General features: G+C 70.2%; 20 protein-coding genes. 6 read left to right on the top strand and 14 right to left on the bottom strand.

Annotated features, from left to right (window positions below; all coding sequences use genetic code 11):
- Nucleotides 1-53 precede the first annotated feature (53 nt).
- Nucleotides 54-1,013: a TerC family protein gene (locus tag AC3A5K_RS13095; protein WP_487617983.1), complete on the top strand. Its 960-nt coding sequence runs from the start codon at nucleotides 54-56 to the stop codon at nucleotides 1,011-1,013.
- 44 nt (nucleotides 1,014-1,057) lie between these two features.
- Here the strand turns inward: AC3A5K_RS13095 and AC3A5K_RS13090 are convergent, their stop codons facing one another.
- The gene (locus AC3A5K_RS13090) at nucleotides 1,058-2,263 is read right to left on the bottom strand and encodes a GGDEF domain-containing protein (protein WP_487617982.1); all 1,206 of its coding nucleotides are present in this window, start codon (nucleotides 2,261-2,263) and stop codon (nucleotides 1,058-1,060) included.
- A gap of 167 nt (nucleotides 2,264-2,430) precedes the next feature.
- On the opposite strand from AC3A5K_RS13090, the gene AC3A5K_RS13085 reads away from it, so the two are divergent.
- The gene (locus AC3A5K_RS13085) at nucleotides 2,431-3,240 is read left to right on the top strand and encodes a rhomboid family intramembrane serine protease (protein ID WP_487617981.1); all 810 of its coding nucleotides are present in this window, start codon (nucleotides 2,431-2,433) and stop codon (nucleotides 3,238-3,240) included.
- 75 nt (nucleotides 3,241-3,315) lie between these two features.
- Here AC3A5K_RS13085 and AC3A5K_RS13080 read toward each other — a convergent pair whose 3' ends face one another.
- Nucleotides 3,316-4,803, bottom strand: a complete 1,488-nt coding sequence (locus AC3A5K_RS13080) for a glycine betaine ABC transporter substrate-binding protein (protein ID WP_487617980.1) — start codon at nucleotides 4,801-4,803, stop codon at nucleotides 3,316-3,318.
- Entirely contained in the window at nucleotides 4,800-5,540 is a 741-nt protein-coding gene (locus tag AC3A5K_RS13075; protein ID WP_487617979.1) for an ATP-binding cassette domain-containing protein, read from the bottom strand. The genes AC3A5K_RS13080 and AC3A5K_RS13075 overlap by 4 nt, the downstream gene beginning before the upstream one ends.
- Nucleotides 5,541-5,620: 80 nt before the next feature.
- Between AC3A5K_RS13075 and AC3A5K_RS13070 the strand changes: the two genes are divergently transcribed.
- Nucleotides 5,621-6,214, top strand: coding sequence for a hypothetical protein (locus AC3A5K_RS13070; protein ID WP_487617978.1), 594 nt, complete (start codon nucleotides 5,621-5,623; stop codon nucleotides 6,212-6,214).
- 49 nt (nucleotides 6,215-6,263) lie between these two features.
- Complete coding sequence (locus AC3A5K_RS13065; RefSeq protein ID WP_487617977.1) at nucleotides 6,264-7,940, top strand: M28 family metallopeptidase; 1,677 nt, start codon at nucleotides 6,264-6,266, stop codon at nucleotides 7,938-7,940.
- Between the two features lie 15 nt (nucleotides 7,941-7,955).
- On the opposite strand, the gene AC3A5K_RS13060 is transcribed toward AC3A5K_RS13065, so the two are convergent.
- From AC3A5K_RS13060 to AC3A5K_RS13050, 3 genes are all read right to left on the bottom strand, one after another.
- Nucleotides 7,956-9,140: a hybrid sensor histidine kinase/response regulator gene (locus tag AC3A5K_RS13060; protein ID WP_487617976.1), complete on the bottom strand. Its 1,185-nt coding sequence runs from the start codon at nucleotides 9,138-9,140 to the stop codon at nucleotides 7,956-7,958.
- A gap of 105 nt (nucleotides 9,141-9,245) precedes the next feature.
- Nucleotides 9,246-9,785 carry a pseudouridine synthase gene (locus AC3A5K_RS13055; protein ID WP_487617975.1) on the bottom strand — a complete coding sequence of 180 codons (540 nt, stop codon included), beginning with the start codon at nucleotides 9,783-9,785 and terminating at the stop codon, nucleotides 9,246-9,248.
- Nucleotides 9,786-9,956: 171 nt separating this feature from the next.
- A complete protein-coding gene (locus AC3A5K_RS13050; RefSeq protein WP_487618209.1) occupies nucleotides 9,957-10,808 on the bottom strand; it encodes a class I SAM-dependent methyltransferase in 852 nt (283 codons plus the stop codon).
- A 176-nt stretch (nucleotides 10,809-10,984) separates the two neighbouring features.
- On the opposite strand from AC3A5K_RS13050, the gene AC3A5K_RS13045 reads away from it, so the two are divergent.
- On the top strand, nucleotides 10,985-11,938 hold the full coding sequence (locus AC3A5K_RS13045; RefSeq protein ID WP_487617974.1) for an aldo/keto reductase: 954 nt from the start codon (nucleotides 10,985-10,987) through the stop codon (nucleotides 11,936-11,938).
- A gap of 64 nt (nucleotides 11,939-12,002) precedes the next feature.
- On the top strand, nucleotides 12,003-13,028 hold the full coding sequence (locus tag AC3A5K_RS13040; protein WP_487617973.1) for an NADP-dependent oxidoreductase: 1,026 nt from the start codon (nucleotides 12,003-12,005) through the stop codon (nucleotides 13,026-13,028).
- Between the two features lie 659 nt (nucleotides 13,029-13,687).
- Here the strand turns inward: AC3A5K_RS13040 and AC3A5K_RS13035 are convergent.
- From AC3A5K_RS13035 to AC3A5K_RS13000, 8 genes are all read right to left on the bottom strand, one after another.
- The gene (locus tag AC3A5K_RS13035; RefSeq protein ID WP_487617972.1) at nucleotides 13,688-13,915 is read right to left on the bottom strand and encodes a hypothetical protein; all 228 of its coding nucleotides are present in this window, start codon (nucleotides 13,913-13,915) and stop codon (nucleotides 13,688-13,690) included.
- Between the two features lie 124 nt (nucleotides 13,916-14,039).
- On the bottom strand, nucleotides 14,040-16,271 hold the full coding sequence (locus AC3A5K_RS13030; RefSeq protein ID WP_487617971.1) for an NADP-dependent isocitrate dehydrogenase: 2,232 nt from the start codon (nucleotides 16,269-16,271) through the stop codon (nucleotides 14,040-14,042).
- A 286-nt stretch (nucleotides 16,272-16,557) separates the two neighbouring features.
- Complete coding sequence (locus AC3A5K_RS13025; RefSeq protein ID WP_487617970.1) at nucleotides 16,558-17,028, bottom strand: hypothetical protein; 471 nt, start codon at nucleotides 17,026-17,028, stop codon at nucleotides 16,558-16,560.
- Nucleotides 17,029-17,079: 51 nt separating this feature from the next.
- Nucleotides 17,080-17,349, bottom strand: coding sequence for a LysM peptidoglycan-binding domain-containing protein (locus tag AC3A5K_RS13020; protein ID WP_487617969.1), 270 nt, complete (start codon nucleotides 17,347-17,349; stop codon nucleotides 17,080-17,082).
- 65 nt (nucleotides 17,350-17,414) lie between these two features.
- Entirely contained in the window at nucleotides 17,415-18,239 is an 825-nt protein-coding gene (gene queF, locus AC3A5K_RS13015; protein ID WP_487617968.1) for an NADPH-dependent 7-cyano-7-deazaguanine reductase QueF, read from the bottom strand.
- 118 nt (nucleotides 18,240-18,357) lie between these two features.
- Nucleotides 18,358-18,735 (bottom strand): hypothetical protein, encoded by a 378-nt coding sequence (locus AC3A5K_RS13010; RefSeq protein WP_487617967.1) that lies wholly within the window; start codon nucleotides 18,733-18,735, stop codon nucleotides 18,358-18,360.
- Between the two features lie 25 nt (nucleotides 18,736-18,760).
- Nucleotides 18,761-20,074 carry an amidohydrolase gene (locus AC3A5K_RS13005; RefSeq protein ID WP_487617966.1) on the bottom strand — a complete coding sequence of 438 codons (1,314 nt, stop codon included), beginning with the start codon at nucleotides 20,072-20,074 and terminating at the stop codon, nucleotides 18,761-18,763.
- Nucleotides 20,075-20,517: 443 nt separating this feature from the next.
- Nucleotides 20,518-21,822, bottom strand: coding sequence for an amidohydrolase (locus AC3A5K_RS13000; RefSeq protein ID WP_487617965.1), 1,305 nt, complete (start codon nucleotides 21,820-21,822; stop codon nucleotides 20,518-20,520).
- Nucleotides 21,823-21,904 lie beyond the last annotated feature (82 nt).

Raw genomic sequence — 21,904 nt, 5'->3', positions numbered from 1 at the left:
TTCCCGACGATGTCTGCGCCCTGCGGACCTCTTCCACATGCTCGGGAATCTCGATGGAAACGATTGGCAATGTCTGGTTATGGGCCGGCTTCGGCGGCCTGGTGGTGGTCGCGCTGCTGGTCGATCTGGTGCTGATGCGCCACGGCGGCGCGCACAAGGTCACGTTCAAGGAGGCGCTGTGGTGGAGCCTGGGCTGGGTGGGCCTGGCGTTGCTGTTCAATGCCGGGCTGTGGTGGTACCTGCACGAAACCGCGGGCGCGGCGACCGCCAACCGCGTGGGTCTGGAATTCCTGACCGGCTATCTGGTCGAGAAGTCGCTCGCGGTCGACAACATCTTCGTGTTCCTGCTGCTGTTCACCTTCTTCGGCGTGCCCGAGGCACAGCGCCAGCGCGTGCTGATCATCGGCATTTTGCTGGCGCTGGTGCTGCGCGCGATCCTGATCTTCGTCGGCGCCGCGTTGCTGGCCCAGTTCCACTGGCTGCTGTACGTGTTCGGCGCGTTCCTGCTGCTGACCGGCTTCAAGATGTGGCTCGTCGCCGGCAAGGAGCCGGACCTGGAGAACAACGTGGTGCTGCGCTGGATGCGCGGACATCTGCGGCTCACCGACGGCTACCGCGGTGCTGCGCTGCGCGTGCGCGAAGGTGACGCCTGGGCCTACACGCCGCTGTTCGTGGTGCTGGTGCTGATCGGCGTGATCGACGTGATCTTCGCGGTCGACAGCATCCCGGCGATCTTCGCGATCACCACCGATCCCTTCATCGTGCTGACCTCCAACGTCTTCGCGGTGCTGGGCCTGCGTGCGATGTTCTTCATGCTCGCCGGCATGGCCGACCGCTTCCACCTGCTGCCCTACGGTCTGGCCGTGGTGCTGGTCTTCATCGGCGCCAAGATGCTGCTGATCGACATCTACAAGATCCCGGTGCTGTGGTCGCTGGGCGTGGTGGCGGCGATCCTGGCGGTGACGGTGGCACTGAGTCTGGCGCGACCGCCGAAGCCGGTGACCGGCACCTGACGCCGGCTGCGGAACACGGGACCGGCGCGTCGGACGCGCCGGTCTCAGTGACGCAGCGGCAACTCCACTTCGACGTCGCGGTCGATGACCCGGTCGCGCCCTGCGCGCTTGGCGAGGTACAGGCGGCGATCGGCGGCCGCAAGCAGGGTCTCGAGGTCGGCGCCGCGGCCTTCGCGCACGTGGGCGATGCCGATCGACAGCGTCACCGGCGCATCGATGCCATCCACGCGCACCGGCCGCGCGGCGACCGCGGCGCGCAGACGCTCCGCGCGCAGCGTGGCCTCTCCGGGCGGTACGCCGACCAGCAGCAGGCAGAACTCGTCACCGCCGAAACGCCCGGCGATGTCGTCGTCCTGCAGCGCTGCGCGCAGCGTCGTCGCCACCGCCACCAGCACGCGGTCGCCGACGGCGTGGCCATGCCGGTCGTTGACCGGCTTGAAGCCGTCGACGTCGATCATCAGCAGCGCCGCCAGGGTGTCGTCGCGCGGCGCGGCGTCGAGCCGGCGCGCCACCTGTTCGAAGAACGCGCGGCGGTTGTTGAGGCCGGTCAGCGGATCGGCGGCCGCCAGGCCTTCGAGCAGACGCTGCTGGCGTTCCATCTGCGCGAGTACGAAAGCGAAGGTCGCGAACACCGGTGCCAGCAGGAAGTAGGCGAGCGCGAGCTGCTGCGCAGGCGTGATGCCGGCATCGAAGGCCGGGCCGCTCTGCGGGCGGATCCACTGTTCCAGCAGGCGCAACACGCAGACCAGGCCCGCGCCGATGTAGATCGCGATGATCACGCGCTCCGCGCTGCCCCGCACGGCGGCCTGCGCCTGGCGCGCGATGCTCCACAGGCCCAGCACCAGCGACGCCAGCGCACACAGCCAGAACATCGCGATGTGCTGCTCGGGCGACGTGCCCGGCCACAGCAGGCCCACCGGCAACAGCGCGGCCGGCGCGTAGACCAGGGCCGAAGGCGCGGCGCGGTCGGTGCCGCGTTCGTGGAAGCCGCGCGCCAGTGCGCGCAGCAGACCGGCCTGACCGGCGACGAGCAGCGCGCAGGCCAGCGCCTGGATGCCACCGGCCAAGGTCTGCGCCGGCACTGCGAACAGCGGCCATGCCAGCGTCTGCAGGCCGAGGCCGATGCCCCATTCGCGCAGGCCGCGACGTTCGCGGATGCGCTCGCCGCGCCACACCAGCCACACCATCGCCGCCAGTGCCGCGCACAGCAGTACGAACAGGGCCAGGAATGTCAGGCGCCACGGATCCATGCCGTCTCCTTCCCGCAGAGGCGCGCGAAGCCGCGCAACCCTAGCACCCGTGCCCCTGCCGCCGCGTCCGATGCGGTCACGGAACCTCGCATGCGTCATCGTCCGTTCGGACAGGCGGCTGCGGGCCGCCGGCTTGTATCCCGCCGAACCGGCGCCATCCTTGTCGCATGCATCTCGACAGTCCCGATTCCCCCGCCGATCCCGAAGCCCAGCGCCGGCTCGACCGCCGCCGGCTGTCCACCGCGCTCAAGGCCAGCGTCGGCGCCGTGCTGCTGCTGGTGATCGCGTTCGGCCTGCAGGCCGCGTTCGACTGGCGGCCGCTCGCGGTACGTCCGGGCGACTGGTCCGGACTGATCGGCGTGCTCACCGCGCCGCTGCTGCACGGCTCGCCCGAACACCTGATCGCCAACGGCAGCGCACTGCTGCTGCTCGGCTCGCTGGCACTGGCGGTGTATCCGAAGGCGACGCTGCGCGGCCTGCCGCTGATGTGGCTGGGCTCGGGCCTCGGCGCCTGGCTGATGGGCAATCCCGGCTCGCACCATCTCGGCGCCAGCGGCGTCACCCACGGCCTCATGTTCCTGGTGTTCGTGCTCGGCCTGCTGCGGCGCGACCGGCCGTCGATCGCGGCCGGTATGATCGCGTTCCTGTTCTACGGCGGCATGCTGCTGACGATCCTGCCGCAGGAGCCGGGCGTGTCCTGGCAGTCGCACATGGGCGGCGCAATCGGCGGCGTGCTGGCCGCGTTCTGGTTCCGCTACGCCGATCCCGTGCCGCCGCGCAAACGCTACAGCTGGGAGATCGAGGAAGAGGAAGCCGCACGCGCCGCGCTCGAAGCACGCGAGACCTTCGAGCCGCCCGCGCCGCAGCGCGTGCCGGTGCTGTGGGACCGGCCGCAGGCGTCACGCGGTGTGGTGATCGAGTTTCCCCGCCGGGATGCGTCGCGCGACGATGCGTCGCGGCCGCCGACGCCCGACTGACCGCACGCGGTCGCGCGGCGGCTGCGACCGCGGGCTGACTTCTGGGTCTCGCCGCGATGTGCGCCTGGCGGTCGCTCAGCGCCGCGCCGCGAGCCGCAGCCCGCGCGGCGTCAGACCGCGTTCGACCAGTTCGAACAGACCCTGCACCGTCAGCGCCAGCACGGCCGCCGGGACCGCGCCTTCGAGGATCAGACCGAGGTCGTCGAGGCGGATGCCGGTGAGGATCGGCTGGCCGTAACCGCCGGCGCCGATCAGCGCGCCGAGGGTCGCGGTGCCGACATTGATCACCGCCGCGGTCTTGATGCCGGCGAGGATCGTGCGCAGCGCCAGCGGCAGTTCCACGCGGAACAGGCGCGTCGCCGGTGGCAGACCGATCGCCGACGCGGTCTCGCGCAGTTCGCGCGGGATGCCGGTCAGACCGGCGTGCGTGTTGCGCACGATCGGCAGCAGGCTGTAGAGGAACAGCGCGGCGATCGCCGGTCCGGCGCCGATGCCGAACAGCGGAATCATGAAGACGAAGACCGCCAGCGACGGCAGCGTCTGCAGCAGGCCGGTCAGCGTCAGCACCGCCTGGCCAAGCCGCGGACGCCGCGCGGCCAGCACGCCCAGCGGCAGCGCGACCAGCAGCGCCGCGCCCAGCGACACGCCGACCAGCACCAGATGTTCGCGCGTGCGCTGCCAGAGCCGCGTCGCGCGGCCGTCGACGGCGGTGGTGTCCGTGTCGAGTCCCAGCCAGTCCGCCGCCACCGTGGCGTCCGGCGCGCGTTCCAGCTTCACCCGGCCGTTGAGGCGCTGCATCGTCGTCGCGTCGATGCGGCCTTCGAGTCCGCGCAGCGCGGCGACCGCGGCCGGCGCGCGTGTCGCCAGATCCGCGCGGTACAGCAGCACCGCGGCGTAGGACGGGAAGTAGTCGCGGTCGTCGTCCAGCACCACCAGGTCGTAGTACGGAATCTCGGCGTCGGTGGCGTAGAGGTCGGTCGCATCGATCGCACCCGAGGCCAGCGCGCGGTAGGCGAGGTCGTGATCCAGGCCATCGGGCCGCTGCGGCAGGCCGTAGGCGGCGCGCAGGCCCGGCCAGCCATCGGCGCGCGAGACGAACTCGTTGCTCAGTCCTAGGCGCAGCTGCGGATGCGCGGTGAGGTCGGACAGCATGCGGATGCCGAGCGCCTCGGCGCGGTCGCGGCGCATGCCGATCGCATAACTGTTGTCGAACCCCAGCGGCGCGGTCATCGCCACGCCGTCGCGCGCCAGCGCGGCCGCCAGCGCGGCGCGATCGGCGCCGGGCATGCGCAGCAGCTCGTCGGCCAGCGTGCCGGTGTATTCGGCGTAGGCGTCGATGTCGCCTTCGAGCAGCGCGCGCCACAGGATGCGGGTGCCGCCGAGCTGGCGCCGATGCCGCGCGTCCACGCCGGCCTCGCGCACGGCCAGTGTCGCCACCTCGCCCAGCAGCACGCCTTCGGTGAAGTTCTTCGAACCGACCGTCACCGTCTCCGCCGCCTGCGCCTGCGCGCCGGCGACCAGCAGGCACAGCAGCGCGACGATGCGGCGCGCGGCGGCGCTCATCCCGCGGCCTCGTCGACGCTGCGCTGCGCGTGCATGAAGGCGGCGACGAAATCGTCGGCGGGTGCGTCCAGCAGCGTGCGCGCCGGGCCCTGCTGCACGATGCGGCCGTCGCGCAGCAGCACCACGGTGTCGGCAAACCACGCCGCTTCGGCGACGTCGTGGGTGACCAGCACCACGGTCTTGCCGAGGCGTTCGAACAGCGCGCGCATCTGGGTCTGCAGATCGTGGCGGACGATCGGGTCCAGCGCGCCCAGCGGTTCGTCGAGCAGCAGCACGTCGGGATCGAGCATCAGCGCGCGGATCAGGCCGACGCGCTGGCGCTGGCCGCCGGAGAGTTCTGCCGGGTAGCGCCGCAGTGCGTCGGCCGGCAACTGGCACAGCGCGGCCAGTTCGCCGACGCGCGCATCGATGCGCGCACGCGACCAGCCCAGGGTGCGCGCCAGCAGCGCGATGTTGCCGGTGGCATCGAGATGCGGAAACAGCCCGCCTTCCTGGATCACGTAGCCGATGCGCCGGCGCAGCGCGGGCAGTTGCGCGCGCTGCAGCGGTGCGCCTTCGAACCGCACCTCGCCGCGGTCGGGCCATTCCAGGCCGACCAGCATGCGCAGCAGGGTCGACTTGCCGGCACCGCTTGGCCCGATCAGCGCGGTCGTCCGTCCGGGTGCGATGTGCAGGTCGATGCCGTCCAGGCCCGCGCCGCGGGCGTAGTGGCGATGCACCTGGTGGAGATCGAACATCGCCGCACCTTAGCAGCGGCCGGTCGGGCGCCGCGTGCGCGTGCTAGCGTCGCGACCTGGACCCGATCGCAAGGATGCGCATGGACGCGACACCGCACAATCTCTACGCCCCGCCTATTGCCGTGAGCGCTCCGGTCGAGCCGGATGCCGCCGCCGCCACGCGGCCGTTCTACGTCGTCGCGTCGACCAAGTTCCATCTGCTGTTCTTCGCGACGTTCGGCCTCTACGGCGTGTTCTGGTTCTACACCCACTGGCAGCAGTACCGGCAGGGACGCGCGGAGACGATCTGGCCGGTGCCGCGGGCGATCTTCTCGATCTTCTTCGTGCATGCGCTGACCGAGCGCATCGAGACCGCGCTGAAGGTGCAGCGCCAGCGCCATGTCTGGTCGCCGGCGACGCTGGCGACGGTCTACATCGTGCTCGAGGTCGGCAGCACGGTGCTGGGCCGTCTCGACGGGCGCGGCATCGGCACGCCGGCGACGGGTCTGCTCGCGCTGGCGTCGCTCGTCCCCATCGCCCTGGTGCTGATGCGCATCCAGGCGGCGGCCAACCTGGCCTGCGGCGATCCGACGGGCGCAGGCAACCAGCGACTGGGCTGGGCCAACGGATTCTGGCTGGCGATCGGCGTCGTCGGCTGGTTGCTGGTCGTCGCCGGGCTGGTGCTCCCGGCCTGAGGTCGCGCGGGACGCGTGTTAACGTCGCCGCCTCGCTCCGGAGCCCGCCATGTCACGCGTCGTCCTGTCCTTCTGTGCTGCGCTGCTGCTGGTGGCCTGCGACCGCGAACCGGTTGCGCCCGCGGCGGGCGCTCCGATGCCCGACGCGCCTGCGGTCGCCAACGACACGCCGGCCGGACAGCGCATCGAAGCCGATGTGCGCGTGCTGGCCGACGACGGCATGGAAGGCCGGCTCACCGGCAGCGCGGGCTACGACCTCGCCAGCCGGCACGTGGCCGCACGCTTCGAGGCGATGGGCCTGGAGCCGGCCGGCGACGACGGCCAGTGGTTCCAGCGTGTGCCGCTGACCCGCGCCATCGTCGTGCGCGACGGCGCGCGGCTCGACATCACGCGCAACGGGCGCACGATCCGGCTGCGCTTCGGCGAGCAGTTCCTGCCGCTGCCCAACTTCAACGCCGCCGACGGCACCGTGACCGCACCGGCGGTGTTCGTGGGCCAGGCGATCGATGCGCCGGAACTCGGCCATGACGACTTCCGCGGCATCGATCTGCGCGGCCGCATCGCCGTGGTCTTCGGCGGCGCCCCCGACACCTTCCCGCCGACCCAGCGCGCGCACTACAGCGCCAGCCATTCCAAGGCCGAGGCCGTGGCCGCGCGCGGCGCGGTCGGCCTGCTGATGGTCAACACCGCCGCCGACGAGGCCGGCCAGCCGTGGGTGCGTATCGCCGAGCGCTGGAACCAGCCGTCGATGCGCCTGCGCGGCAGCAGCGGTGCAGCGGTCGACGGGTTTCCGCAGCTGCGTGCCAGCGCGCGCGTCGCGGCGACGGCGGCCGATCTGGTGTTCGCCGACGGCCCGCGCACCGCTGCGGAACTGTTCGATGCCGCGCGCGCGGGCACGCTCGCCCCGTTTGCGCTGCCCGGCCGCATGACCCTCGCCAACCGCACGCGCATCGACCGCCTGGAATCGCGCAACGTGCTGGCGCGGCTGCCCGGGCGCGATCCCGCGCTGGCCGGTCAGAGCATCGTGCACACCGCGCATCTCGATCACATCGGCATCGGCCCGGCGGTCGACGGCGACACGCTCTACAACGGCGCGATCGACAACGCGCTGGGCGTGGCGATCATGCTCGAGGCCGCCCGCGAACTGCGCGAGGCCGAGCAGGCGCCGGGGCGTTCGGTGGTCTTCGCCGCGCTGACCGGCGAGGAGCAGGGCCTGCTCGGCGCGACCTGGCTGGCGCGCTATCCCACCGCCGCGGTCGGCCGCGCGGTCGCCAACATCAACATCGACATGCCGGTGCTGACCGCGCCCACGCGCGATGTCGTCGCGATCGGCGTCGAGCATTCCACGCTGAAATCGGCCGTGGACCGCGCCGCGGCCGAAATCGGCGTCGAGGTCTCGCCCGATCCCTTCCCCGAGGAAGTGGCCTTCGTGCGCAGCGACCAGTACGCCTTCGTGCGCGCGGGCGTGCCGGCGATCTATCTCGATGCCGGCGTCGCGCCCGCCAACGACAACCAGGATCCGAAGGTCGCGGCGACCTGGTTCCTGCGCAACTGCTATCACCGTCCCTGCGACCAGGTGGATCTGCCGATCCAGTACGCGGATGCCGCGCGTCTGGCGCAGATGAGCGCCGCGATCAGCCGGGTGATCGGAAACGATGCGGATGCGCCGCGCTGGAACGCGGGCGATTTCTTCGGGTCACGGTTCGGCGACGACACGGCGCGCTGAGCGCGCCGGCAGCACTCAATCGGCGCGGCGACCGCCGGCCATGTCGACGTCGAACTCGATGTCGTCCTCCGGATCCTCGTCCGGGTCCGCGGCCAGCACGCGATCGGCGCTGGCTTCGGGCAGTTCGATGATGAAGCGCGCGCCGCCGCCCTCGCGGTCCTCGTACCAGAGCTGACCGCCCAGGTTGACGATGATCTGCTTGGCCAGCGACAGGCCCAGGCCGCTGGAGCGGCCGTCGTCCGTGTCCGCATGCGCCAGGCGCTGGAACGGACGGAACAGGGCGTGCTGCAGGTCGCGCGCGATACCCGGGCCGCGGTCTTCGACCAGCAGCTGCCAGAAACCGGCACCACCGCCGCGCAGCGAGATGTCGACGTCGCTGTCGGGCGCGTACTTGATCGTGTTGGTGATCAGGTTCTCGGCCACCTGGCGCAGCACCAGGGTGTCGACCGCGACCATCGGCGCCACGTCGGGCGCACGCGCCTGCAACTGCACGCCGCGGTCCTCGAACTGCAGCGCGTAGCGGTCGACCAGCCAGTTCAGCACGTCGCGCAGCGGCGTGACCTGGCGGGCCTCGGCCTCCTTGCGCGAGGTGTCCTGGGTTTCGAGATAGCGGCGGATGTAACCCAGCGCATCCTCGGCACTCTCGTGGATCATCTTGTGATAGCGCGGTACGCGCTCGGGCTTGGTCTCGCCCTTGATCAGCATGTCGCTGGCGAACCAGATGCTCGACAGCGGATTCTTCAGATCGTGCGCGACCAGGTTCACCAGCTCCTGGCGTTCGCGCGCGATGCGCTCCAGGCGGTCGCGCGTCTGCTTCAGCCCGACGTGCGCGTTGACGCGCGCCAGCAGTTCCTCGGGCATGAAGGGCTTGGTGACGTAGTCGACCGCGCCGGCATCGAACGCGCGCAACAGCAGTTCGCGGTCCTGGGCCACGGTGAGGAACACCACCGGCAGGCGCAGCAGGTCCGGATTCTGCTTGATCTCGCCGAGCAGCGCGAAGCCGTCCATGTTCGGCATCAGCATGTCGAGCAGCACCAGGTCCGGACGCAGGTCCGGCAGCTTCGCCAGCGCCTCGGCGCCGTCGATCGCGGTCACCACCTCGTAGCCGTGACGGCTCAGCAACGAACTCACCACGCGCAGGTTCGCGGGTTGGTCGTCGACGACGAGGATGCGACCGCTGGCGTTGGCTTGGTTCGGCATGGTCCAGGTGTCGCCCGGGGCGCGGGCATGACGAAAACGGGGTGAAAACGCGTCGGAGACGGTAGCAGAATGAACACGGCCGCGCCGTGCGCTATCGCGCTTCCGTCAGGTCGCCAGTATCCGCCATTCGCCGGGCGCCAGCGCGTCCAGCGACCAGTCGCCGATCGCCACCCGCACCAGGCGCAGCGTGGGCAGGCCCACCGCCGCGGTCATGCGGCGCACCTGCCGGTTGCGGCCTTCGTGGATGACGAGTTCGAGCCAGGCATCGGGCACGGTCTTGCGCATCCGCACCGGCGGGTCGCGCGGCCACAGCGCCGGTGGATCGATCTGCTGCGCCTGTGCGGGGCGGGTCGGCCCGTCGTTGAGGACGACCCCGTCGCGCAGGCGCTGCAGCTGCGCCGCGGTGGGCGCGCCCTCGACCTGCACGCGATAGGTCTTGGGCGCCTTGTGCCGCGGATCGGTGATGCGGTGGGCCAGCGGACCGTCGTCGGTCAGCAGCAGCAGACCTTCGCTGTCATGGTCGAGCCGGCCCGCCGGGTAGACCCCGGGTGGCAGCCCGAACCCGGCCAGCGTCGGCCGCGGCGGCGTGCTGCGGTCGGTGAACTGGCACAGCACGCCGTGGGGTTTGTTGAAAGCGACAAGCATGGGACGTGATTCGGGGATTGGTGATTCGTGATTCGAAAAAACGGCTGGATCGCAGCTTTCTCATGTCCCCTCGGCGCCCAGGAAACGCGCTTCGGGCTGGCGATCTGCGCAACCGGTCGCAGAAGACCGGCTTCTACGAATCACCAATCACGAATCACCAATCACGGCTTTTCACGGCTTCACAAACCGCAGCGTCATCCGGTCGCTTTCGCCGATGGCCGAGTAGCGCGCGGCGTCCTGCGGTTCGTGGCGGTTGGTCGGCGGCAGTGTCCACACGCCGTTGGGATGGTCGCGGGTGTCGCGCGGGTTGGCGTTGATCTCGCTGCTGCCGTCGACGCGGAAGCCCGCGGCCTGGGCGAGGGCGATGACCTGGGCCTGGCCGACGTAGCCGCTGCGGTCGTCGTCGGCCACATCGGTGCGCGCGCGGTGTTCGACCACGCCGAGCACACCGCCCGGACGCAGCACGTCATAGAACCCCTTGAACATCGCCTCGGCCTGGCCCGACATGCGCCAGTTGTGCACGTTGCGGAAGGTCAGCACCACGTCGGCCGAGCCGGCAGGTCCGAACACCGGCGCGGCCGGATCGTAGGCGACCATGCGCGCGCTGCCGAACTGCGCGGGCGCCGCGTCGAAGCGGGCCTGCAGCCCGTCGCGCTGGGCCTGCTGGTAGTCGCGTGCGCGGCCCTCGGCAGCGGCCGCCGGATCGACCATCGCGCCGATGTACTGGCCGCTGTCGTGCAGATACGGCGCCAGGATCTCGGCATACCACGCACCGCTGCCGGGGGTGATCTCGATGACCGTCTGTCCCGGGCGCACGCCGAAGAAGCGCAGCGTCTCGGCAGGATGGCGCGCGGCATCGCGGGCGCGGTTGTCCGCGCTGCGCCAGTCGCCGGCCAGCACGGTGTCGAGACGGGCGGCATGACCGGCGTCCACATCGGACGCGGTGTCGGCGCGGGTCTGCGGGCCGCTGCACGCGGTGAGGGCGAGCAGGGCGGCGCCCAGCAGGAGGCTGCGTTGCATGATCGGGAAACTCCGGAACCGAAGGTGGCGCAAGGGTGCCACAAGCGCGGCCTGCCGCGGCTGGTGGGCGTGTGCGGGGGGCCGCATGGCCGACGCGGAACACTGTTTTGCGCGCGCGCTGCACGCACTGCGTGCAGTGGCGTGCCTATGCTGGCCGCCCTTCGCGACAGGACCCGACCATGGCCGAACGTGCACTCGGACGCTCCGGACTGACGATTTCACCCCTGGCGTTCGGCGGCAACGTGTTCGGCTGGAGCGCGGACGAAGCCGCGACGCATGCGCTGCTCGACGAATGCGTCGGGCTCGGTGTCCAGTTCGTCGACACCGCCGACGTCTATTCGGCGTGGGTCGACGTCAACACGGGCGGCGAATCGGAAACGCTGATCGGCCGCTGGCTCACGCGCAGCGGCCAGCGCAGCCGCGTGGTGCTGGCCACCAAGGTCGGCAAGTGGGGCCCGCGTGCGGGCCTGTCGCCGGCGAACATCCAGGCTGCGTGCGAGGACTCGCTGCGCCGCCTGCAGACCGATGTCATCGATCTCTACCAGGCGCACGCCGACGATCCCACGGTGCCGCTGGCCGACACGCTCGGCGCGTTCTCGCGCCTGATCGAGCAGGGCAAGGTGCGTGCGATCGGCGCGTCCAACTATTCGGCCGCGCGCCTCGCCGAAGCGCTGGAGGTCTCGCACCGCCACGGCCTGCCGCGCTACGAGACGCTGCAGCCCGAATACAACCTCGTCGACCGCGCCGGCTACGAGGCCGAGCTGGAGCCGCTGGCGCGCGCGCAGGGGCTGGGTGTCATCAGCTACTACTCGCTGGCCAGCGGTTTTCTCAGCGGCAAGTACCGCAGCGAGGCCGATGCCGCGAAGAGTCCCGCGCGCGGCGCGCAGGTGGTGGCGCGTTACCTCAATCCACGCGGCAAACGCGTGCTGTCCGCACTCGACGATGTCGCCAGCCGGCACGCGGCCACGGTCGCGCAGGTCGCACTGGCGTGGTTGATCGCGCGGCCCGGCCTCAGCGCGCCGATCGTCAGCGCGACCAGCGTCGCCCAGCTGCGCGAACTCGCCGCGGCGCGCGCACTGTGCCTGTCGAAAGCCGACATCGCCGCGCTGGATGGCGCCAGCAGCGGCGGCTGAGCCTGCACATGCCGCTGTCGCGTGCGGGCGCATGCTGCACGCACGCCTTCCAGGATCTTCGACCATGACGAGCGACGCCATCACCCGCATCGTGCTGGCCGCGCGCCCCGAAGGGGCGCCGACCGCGCAGAACTTCCGCATCGAACACGCGCCCATGCCGACGCCGCGCAACGGCCAGGTGCTGCTGCGCAACCGCTGGCTGTCGCTGGATCCGTACATGCGCGGCCGCATGAACGCCGGGCGCTCCTACGCCGCGCCGGTCGAAGTCGACGCCGTCATGGATGGCGGCACCGTATCGGAGGTGGTGCATTCGCTGCATCCGGCGTGGTCGCCGGGCGACATCGTGCTCGCACACGCCGGCTGGCAGACCCACGCCTTGGTCGACGGCGAGGCGCTGCGCCGCAAGCTCGATCCCGCCGGCCTGCCGCTGCAGACCGCGCTCGGCGTGCACGGCATGCCCGGCTTCACCGCCTACGCCGGCCTGCACGAGATCGGCAAGCCGCAGCACGGCGAAACCCTGGTGGTCGCGGCCGCCAGCGGCCCGGTCGGCGCGACGGTCGGCCAGATCGCGAAACTGCGCGGCACCCGCGTCGTCGGCATCGCCGGCGGACCGGACAAGGTCGCGCACGTCAAGCACGAACTCGGCTTCGACGTCGCACTCGACCATCGCGCCGACGATTTCGCCGAACAGCTGGCCGCGGCCTGCCCGGACGGCATCGACGTCTATTTCGAGAACGTCGGCGGCAAGGTGTTCGACGCGGTGATGCCGCTGCTCAACGATTTCGCGCGCATCCCGGTGTGCGGCCTGGTCGCGCATTACAACGCCACCGGCCCGGCGCCCGGACCCGATCGCGTGTCGCAGCTGATGTCGCTGATCCTCAGCCGGCATCTGACGGTGCGCGGTTTCATCCAGCACGATTTCATCGCGCTGTATCCGGAGTTCGTGCGCGAGATGGGGCAGTGGTTGCGTGATGGGCGCGTCCGGTATCGGGAGGATGTGGTCGAGGGACTGGAGAACGCGCCGGAGGCGTTGATCGGGATGCTGGAGGGGAAGAATTTCGGGAAGTTGCTGGTGAAGATTGCGGATTGATCTGCGGCTTTGGCGGAATCTGTCTCGGTTTGCGCGAGGGTGTGATTCGGTTGTATCTGTCGTCACGGAGATGCCGCCGGTTGCTGTCGCGGTGCGGTTGGCGGCGAGAGCAGGCTTACCGTAACCGTTGCCGTTGCCGTTGCCGTTGCCGTTGCCGTTGTCTTTGCTTTGCTCTTGGTTGTGCTCGTGATCTTCATGAGCGATGACGCTCCCACTGACAACACTGACCCGAAGGGCGCCGCACATGGATGTGCGGCGTTTTTCGATCGAGCCAGGATGGCGAGTCGAAAAATCCCGGAACAGATGAAGGGCCGGATGTGCCTCGTCGGGGAGACGTTTTTCTTTGGTTCCGTTTCTTTTGGCGTCCACCAAAAGAAATGAACTCGGCCGCGCCAGCGGACGAAAGCGTTCGAAGCTGCCTTAGCATCGCCTGCGGCGAGCAGGAGCAGAAGCAGTGCCTCCTCTCGCCTGCCGGCGAGCGGGTCACTTTTCTTTGTTGGCCCAAAGAAAAGTAACCAAAAGAAAGTGCCGTTTCCCCGACGGAGCAGCCCCACGACGGAGGGCATTCCGGGATTTTCCGACTCGGCATCCTGCCTCGGTCGGAAAACGCCGCACATCCATGTGCGGCGCCCTACGGGTCTTGTGAGCGCAGCGGCACATCATTGCCAGCCGAAGCCGAAGCCGAAGCCGAAGCCGAAGCCGAAGCCGAAGCCGAAGCCAAGGCCGAAATCGCGATTGCGGTCGGGTGATGGGCGAAGTCGTCGTAGACGGTGACGTAGCGCGCCTGGCCAAGCCGCGGAAGCAGAAGCCAAGGCAACACCGAAGCAGCCCTCGACCGCGCGCGCCGACGCCGAACAGGATGACGTGCAGAAATCTGTGCTCGCCAAGCCGTATCGGCGCACTCCGCGCGACCCACGCACGCACCGGGCAATCCCCGGATAGCAGATCCGCCCCTCACAACGCAACAGACCCGCCGAAGCGGGCCTGTCGATCACACGTTGAAGCGAAAGCTTACTGCTTGAGCGAATCGATCGCCGCATTGAGCGTCTGGCTCGGGCGCATTGCCTCGATCACCTTCGCCAGATCCGGATGGTAGTAACCACCGATCTCCACCGGCTTGCCCTGCGCGCCGTTGAGTTCGGACAGGATCGTCGCTTCGCCGTCCGTCAGCGCCTTCGCCACCGGTGCGAACGTCGCCTTCAGGTCGGCGTCGTCGTTCTGGTCGGCCAGGGCCTGCGCCCAGTACTGGGCGAGGTAGAAGTGGCTGCCGCGGTTGTCGAGTTCGCCGACCTTGCGCGCCGGCGAGCGGTTCTCGTCGAGGATGCGGCCATTGGCGACGTCGAGCGCGGCGGCCAGGACCTTGGCCTTCTTGTTGTCGTAGGCGTTGCCGAGATGTTCGAGCGACGCGGCCAGCGCGAGGAATTCGCCGAGCGAATCCCAGCGCAGGTAGTTCTCTTCGACGAACTGCTGCACGTGCTTGGGCGCCGAGCCGCCCGCGCCGGTTTCGAACAGGCCGCCACCGGCCATCAGCGGCACGATCGACAGCATCTTCGCGCTGGTGCCCAGCTCCATGATCGGGAACAGGTCGGTCAGGTAATCGCGCAGCACGTTGCCGGTGACCGAGATCGTGTCTTCGCCCTTTCGGATGCGCTCGAGCGAGAACGTCGTCGCTTCGACCGGCGGCAGTACGCGCAGGTCCAGACCGGCGGTGTCGTGGTCCTTCAGATACGTCTCGACCTTGGCGATCACCTGCGCGTCGTGCGCGCGGCGCTTGTCGAGCCAGAACACGGCCGGCGTTTCCGACAGGCGCGCGCGGTTCACGGCGAGCTTCACCCAGTCCTGGATCGGCGCGTCCTTGGTCTGGCACATGCGCCAGATGTCGCCGCTCTCGACCGCCTGCTCGAACACCACATTGCCGTCGCCATCGGTGACGCGCACGGTGCCGTCGCCGGGGATCTGGAAGGTCTTGTCGTGGCTGCCGTATTCCTCGGCCTTCTGCGCCATCAGGCCGACGTTGGGCACCGAGCCCATCGTCGTCGGGTCGAGCGCGCCGTGGGTCTTGCAGTCGTCGATGACCGCCTGGAACACGTCGGCGTAGCAACGGTCCGGGATCACAGCCTTGGCGTCCTGCAGCTTGCCTTCGGCGTTCCACATGCCGCCCGAGTCGCGGATCATCGCCGGCATCGAGGCGTCGACGATGACGTCGGACGGCACGTGCAGGTTGGTGATGCCCTTGTCGGAATTGACCATCGCAAGCTTCGGGCGCGTGGCGTAGAGCGCGTCGATGTCGGCGCGGATCGCGTCCTGCTGGTCCTGCGGCAGGGTCTGGATGCGCGCGTACAGATCGCCGATGCCGTTGTTGGCATCGAAGCCGACCTGGGCCAGCGCATCGGCGTACTTGGTCAGCACGTCACGGTAGAACGCCTGCACGACGATGCCGAACATGATCGGGTCGGAGACCTTCATCATCGTCGCCTTGAGGTGCAGCGAGAACAGCACGCCCTGTGCCTTCGCATCTTCGATCTGCGCTTCGATGAAGCTCGACAGCGCCTTGCGCGACATCACCGCGGCATCGACGATCTCGCCGGCCTGCACCTTCACCGCATCCTTGAGCACGGTGGTCGCGCCGTCGCTGCCGACGAGTTCGATCTTCAGCGCGCCGGCCTTCTCCAGCGTCGCCGAACGTTCGCTGCCGTAGAAATCACCTTCGCTCATGTGCGCGACGTGCGACTTCGAATCGCTGGCCCACTTGCCCATGCGGTGCGGATGCTTGCGCGCGAACGCCTTCACCGACTTCGGTGCGCGGCGGTCCGAGTTGCCTTCGCGCAGCACCGGATTCACCGCGCTGCCCTTGGTGCGGTCGAAGCGCGCCTTGATGTCGGTCTCGGCATCGGTCTTGGGCACGTCCGGGTAATCCGGCAGCGCATAGCCCTGGCCCTGCAGTTCCTTGATCGCCGCTTTCAGCTGCGGCACCGAGGCGCTGATGTTGGGCAGCTTGATGATGTTGGCTTCCGGCGTGGTCGCCAGCTGGCCGAGTTCGGCGAGGTGGTCGCCGATCTTCTGATCGTCGGTCAGCACGTCCGGAAACTGCGCCAGGATGCGGCCGGCCAGCGAGATGTCGCGCGTTTCGACCGCGATGCCTGCCGGTTTGGTGAACGCCTCCACGATCGGCAGCAGCGACTGCGTCGCCAGGTACGGGGCTTCGTCGGTGAGCGTGTAGAGGATCTTCGGCGTATCGGACATGCGGGCGTGTCTCGTCTGGAAGCGGGGGGAGTGCGTGGCCGGCGCGCGTTGCGGCATCCAGTGGCCGCGTGCGCCGGCGCATCCGCGCATCGCGAGGCACACAGCCTCGTGCGCGGAAGACGCAGCCCGGGGATTGTCGCGCGTTGGCGGCGGCGGGGAAAGGCGATGTCTGTCGCGGGAGACATACGGGACAGCACGGCGCGCGTGCGGAGACGGTCGTCGTGCGCCGGAAACGCGACAGGCGCGGACATGCCGCGCCTGTCGAACGTGCAACGGACGGGCGGCTTTACTTCACCGCGAACTCGCGCGTCTCCACCACGGTGCCGTCTAGCAGCACTTCCAGCGTGTAGGCGCCGGTGGGCCAGCCTTCCGGATGCTGGATGTCGAAGGCGACGACCTGCGGGCCGGCCAGCACGTCGGCATCGGTGCTGCGCACCAGCTGGTCCGCCTCGCCATAGGTCCAGCGGGCGGTCAGCCGCGCGGCGCTGCCGCCATCGGTGGCGACCGAGGCGTGGATGGTATCGGTGGTCGCGAACTCCGATGCCGGCGTGGTGACCCGGTTCTCGGCATCGACCGCATTGCCCAGTTCGACGCCGGTGACGGTGGCCGGTGCCGGCGGTTCGGGTTCCGGCGCAGGCGCGGGTGCAGGCGCAGCCGGCGGCGGCGTCGCGGGCGCGGGGGCATCACGGTTGCAGGCGGCCAGCAGCAGCGTGGCGGCGAGGGCGGCGGACAGCGGAACAAGCGCGGGTCGGGTCATGGAACGCTCCGGAACGGGATGCGGGAATCGGCAGGCGCGCAGGCGATCAACTCAGTCGGCCGGCAGCTGCAGTACCTGACCGGCGTGGATGCAGTCGGGATCGTCGAGGATGTCGCGGTTCGCGGCGTAGATGTCGGTCCAGCGCCCGGCCTTGCCATAGGTCTGCTGGGCGATCGTCGACAGGGTGTCGCCCTTCTTGACGACGTGGGTGCGCACGGAAGTGGGCGCGGCGTCATTCGAGACCGTCTCCGCGCCGCGGACGCTGCCGGTGACGCGGGAGAAGTCGGGCGCATCGTGGCTGGGGGGCCTGGAACCGGTCATCGGGGGAACCTCGCGGTGGATCGAGGCGGCAGGCTCCCACCCGCGGCGTTAAGAAACCATCGCGCCTACTGGCGCAGTTCGCGGCAGACCGGCGTCGGCGCATGGCCCGGCGTCGCGCGCCAGGGATTGATGTCCAGGCCGCCGCGGCGCGTGTAACGCGCTTCCACCGACACCGCGCGCGGCGCGGCCAGGCGCACCAGGTCGAGGAAGATGCCTTCCACGCACTGCTCGTGGAACCCGGCGTGGTCGCGGTAGGACACCAGGTAGCGCAGCAGGCCGGCAGGGTCGAGCCGCGGCCCGTCCCAGTCGATGTGCACGCTGGCCCAGTCGGGCTGGCCGGTCACCGGGCAATTGGACTTCAGCAGCTGCGAGACCAGACGCTCGCGCACGGGCGCGGTATCGGCGATGCGCAGGTGCGCGGGATTCGGCGGGCCGTAGTCGTCGATGTCGATGTCGAGCGCGTCGAGGTCGATCACGTCGTGCGCGGCGTCGGTGCCGAACGCAGGCAGCCCGAACGCGATCTCCACGGGCGCACCGGCCGCAGCCGAGACATCGGCGGCGATGCGCGTGCGCGCGGCTTCGGCGTCGTCGAAGCGGCTGCTGTTGAGCGAGTTGAGATACAGCTTCAGCGATTTCGACTCGACCAGATGCGGCGAATCCGCCGGCACGGTCAGGGTCGCGGTGGCGACGACGGGCTTGCCGCGGCCGTCGAGCCAGCCCAGTTCGTAGGCATGCCAGCGGTCGTGGCCGGCGAACGGCAGCGCGGCGGCCGCATCGAGACCGAGTTCGGCGCGCGCCGGTGCGCGTGGGATGGGGAACAGCAGCGCCGCGTCGTAATGGTCCGGATAGGCGACGCTGCGGCCGAGGCTGGAATCCTGGGGAGTGCTCATGCGCCCATTCTATCGGGCGGCTGCGCCGGACCCGGGTGCAGCGACCGCGTATCGCGAGCAGGGCGCGCCGCGCGCTGCAGTCCGCCCGCGCACGGTCACGCCGCGGCGGTGCAGCGGCTCAGCGCGTTCCGGGCACGGTCGGCGTGACCGTCAGCGCGATGCCGAGGGCGCCGGCGTCCAGCTGCGCCGTCTGTCCGGGAACGACCACCATCGCGAAGGTGTCCGGCGGCGCGTCGGAGGCCGTGCGGGCCACTTCGCCGTCGACGCGCAGGGCGTCACCGGCGTCCGGACGGACGCGGACGGTCAGCGTGTAGCCGTCCGCGCCGGAGATCCCCACCGTGCCCGCTTCGCCCGCGCGGACGACCAGCGACGGCGCGCCGAGGGCGACGCCGTCGTGCTGCAGTTCGGTGTCCACGCGGTACAGCTCCGACGCCGCGACAGGCGCGGCGCCCAGCAGGGCGGCAAGGGCGGCGGCAAACACGGGACGGATGTGCATGGTGGGCGCCTCGAAGAGAAGTGGCTCAGCCGGCCGGAGTGTCGAGATAGTCCAGCGTCGCCTGCAGCATCGCGCGCAGGCCGAGATCGAGCGCGGCCTCGTCGACATCGAACTGCGGCGAATGGTTGCTCGGCGCGGACGCGGCATCGCGGCCCACGGGCGTCGCGCCGACGAAGAAGAACAGGCCCGGCACCTCGCGCGCGTACAGCGAGAAATCCTCGGCGCCCATGATCAGCGGCATGTCGACCACCGGCTCCGCGCCCGATGCGGCCTGCAGGCTGGCGCGCATGCGCGCGGTCAGTGCTTCGTCGTTGAAGGTGACCGGATTGCCGTCTTCGGCCGGGATCTGCGTCTCCACCGTGGCGCCGTTGGCGGCGGCCACGTGTTCGGCGATCGAGGTCAGGCGCTTGAAGACATCGGCGCGCATGTCCTCGTCGAAGCTGCGGATGGTGCCGACCAGTTCCACCGAATCGGGAATGATGTTGTAGCGGATGCCGCCGTTGATCGCGCCGAAGGTCACGACGACCGGCTGCTTGCTGATGTCCATCTGCCGGCTGACGATCGCCTGCGACTGGTTGACGATCTGCGCCGCGGCGACGATCGGATCCACGCCGCCCCAGGGCCGCGAACCATGGGTCTGGCGGCCGATGACGGTCATGCCGAAGCGGTCGGACGCGGCCATCGTCGGGCCGGCGCGCACGCCGATCTGGTTGGCGTTGAGCGTGCTGAAGACATGCAGGCCGAACACCGCGTCGGGCTTGAAGTCGGCGAACACGCCTTCCTTCAGCATCAGGCCGGCGCCGCCTTCCTCGCCTTCGGGCGCGCCTTCCTCGGCGGGCTGGAACACGAACAGGATCTCGCCGGCCAGCTGCTCGCGCATGCCCACCAGCGCTTCGGCGACGCCCATCAGGATCGCGGTATGCGCATCGTGGCCACAGGCGTGCATCACGCCGGTGGTCTGGCCGCGGTAGGTGTCGGTCACGGTGGAGGCGAACGGCAGGCCGGTTTCCTCGGTCACCGGCAGCGCGTCCATGTCCGCGCGCAGTGCGAGCCGCGGCCCGGGACGACCGCCCTTGAGCACCGCCGTCACGCCGTGATGGGCGATGCCGGTGCGCGGCTCGAGGCCGAGCCCGCGCAGATGCTCGGCAACCTTGGCCGCGGTGCGGGTTTCGCGGTTGGACAGCTCGGGGTGCTGGTGGATGTCACGGCGCCAGTCGACGACCTTGGACTGCAGCGTGGTCGCAGCGACGGTGACCTCGCTGCGCTGCGCCTCCTGCGCAAGGGCGGCGACGGGCAGGGCGATACAGGCGCACAGCAGCGCAGTGGCAAGACGTGGCATCGGCAAGGTTCCCCGGCAGGACGAAGCTCCGATGCTAGGGCGAATCGCGCGGCGATGCGCGGGTGGGTGTTGCAGCGGATGGGCGCGCCGTCGTGTGCAGGCATGATCCGGGTCGCGATGCGGGCTGCTGTCGCAGTGTGCGATGGCCGGCATCGTCTGTGCGCGGCCGCGCGCGCGGTGCGCGAGATGCGGTCATGCGCGAAGCCGTTCGCGCAGACGATGCAGCGGACTGACGGTCGTCGACGGCGTGCGGGCCGTGGTCGTCGAAGCGCTTGCGCGTCCCGTGGGCGCGACCTCGGTCGCGATCCCGGCCGCCGTCGCGGATCGCGATTGCCGCCATCGCGCGCAAGCGCGCTCCCACACCCCGTCCACGGGCGTGCTTCAGACATCGTCTTGAACCCGAAACCGCCCGGACCCACCGACCCGGGCGATTCCCGCGCCGCTCAGCCCGCGGGCGGCGTCTCCAGCAGATCCAGCGTCGCGCGCAGCATGGTGCGCACGCCGACCGCCAGCGCGGCCTCGTCGGGCGCGTAGTGCGGCGAGTGGTTGATCGGCATCGTCGCCGGGTTCTGGCCCTGCGCCGTGGTGCCGACGAAGAAGTACGCACCGGGGACCACGTTGGCGAACTGCGAGAAATCCTCGGCGATGGTCTGCAGCGGCATCTCGACCACGTTGTCCGCGCCGACCGCGGCCTGCAGCGACGGCAGCACGCGCCGCGCGAGGTCGGGATCGTTGACCGTCGCCGGCGCGTTGTTGACCACCGACAGCTCGGCCTTCGCACCGGCCGCGTCGGCATAGCCGCTGGCGATGCGTTCGAAGCGGGCGATGACGTCCTCGCGCACGTCGGCGTCGTAGGTGCGCAGGGTGCCGACCAGGCGCGCGTCGTCGGGAATGATGTTGAAGCGCACGCCGCTCTGGAACTGCCCGGCGGTCAGCACCACCGGCGAATCGACGATGTTGATCTGGCGCGCGAGCATGCTCTGCGTCGCCAGCAGGATCTGCGCGCCGACGGTGATCGGATCCACGCCGTCCCAGGGCCGCGAGCCGTGCGTCTGTTTGCCGGTGACGGTCAGCGACCATTCGTCGGCGCTGGCCAGCGACGGCCCGCTGCGGAAGCCGATCTGGCCGGTGTGCAGGCCGGCCCACACGTGCAGGCCGAGAATCGCGTCCGGCTTCGCGCCGTCGAATGCGCCTTCGTCGAGCATACGCTTGGCGCCGAAGACCTCGCCCGGCTCCGGCGGCCCTTCCTCGGCCGGCTGGAAGATGAAGACCACTTCGCCGGCCAGCTGCTCGCGCATGCCGGCCAGCGCTTCGGCCACACCCATCAGGATCGCCACGTGCATGTCGTGGCCGCAGGCGTGCATCACGCCGACCTCCTGGCCGCGATAGGTCGCGCGCGCGGTCGAGGCGAAGGGCAGGCCGGTCTGTTCGGTCACCGGCAGCGCGTCCATGTCGGCGCGCAGCGCGATGCGCGGGCCGGGCCTGCCGCCCTTGAGCACCGCGACCACGCCGGTCGGGCCGATGCCGGTGCGCGGCGCCATGCCGAGACTGCGCAGGTGCTCGGCGACCTTGGCGGCGGTACGCGTTTCCTGGTTGCCGAGTTCGGGATGCGCGTGCAGATCGCGGCGCCAGTCCACCAGCTTCTGCGCGAGCGCGGGGTCGAGCGCATCGGGCGCGGCGTACGACGGCGCGGCGGTGCAGGCGAGAGCGAGGGCAAGGCAGGCGGACAGCGGCAGCGAACGGCGCATCGGCGATTCCAGTCGGTCGGGCCGTGCATGCTAGCGCCGCGGCGCCGGCTGCCGTCGCCGGCGGGCGGAACGCTGGCCTGCA

This window comes from Luteimonas sp. Soil_C_5 (assembly GCF_057656615.1).
This window is presented reverse-complemented; position numbering and strand designations above follow the sequence as displayed.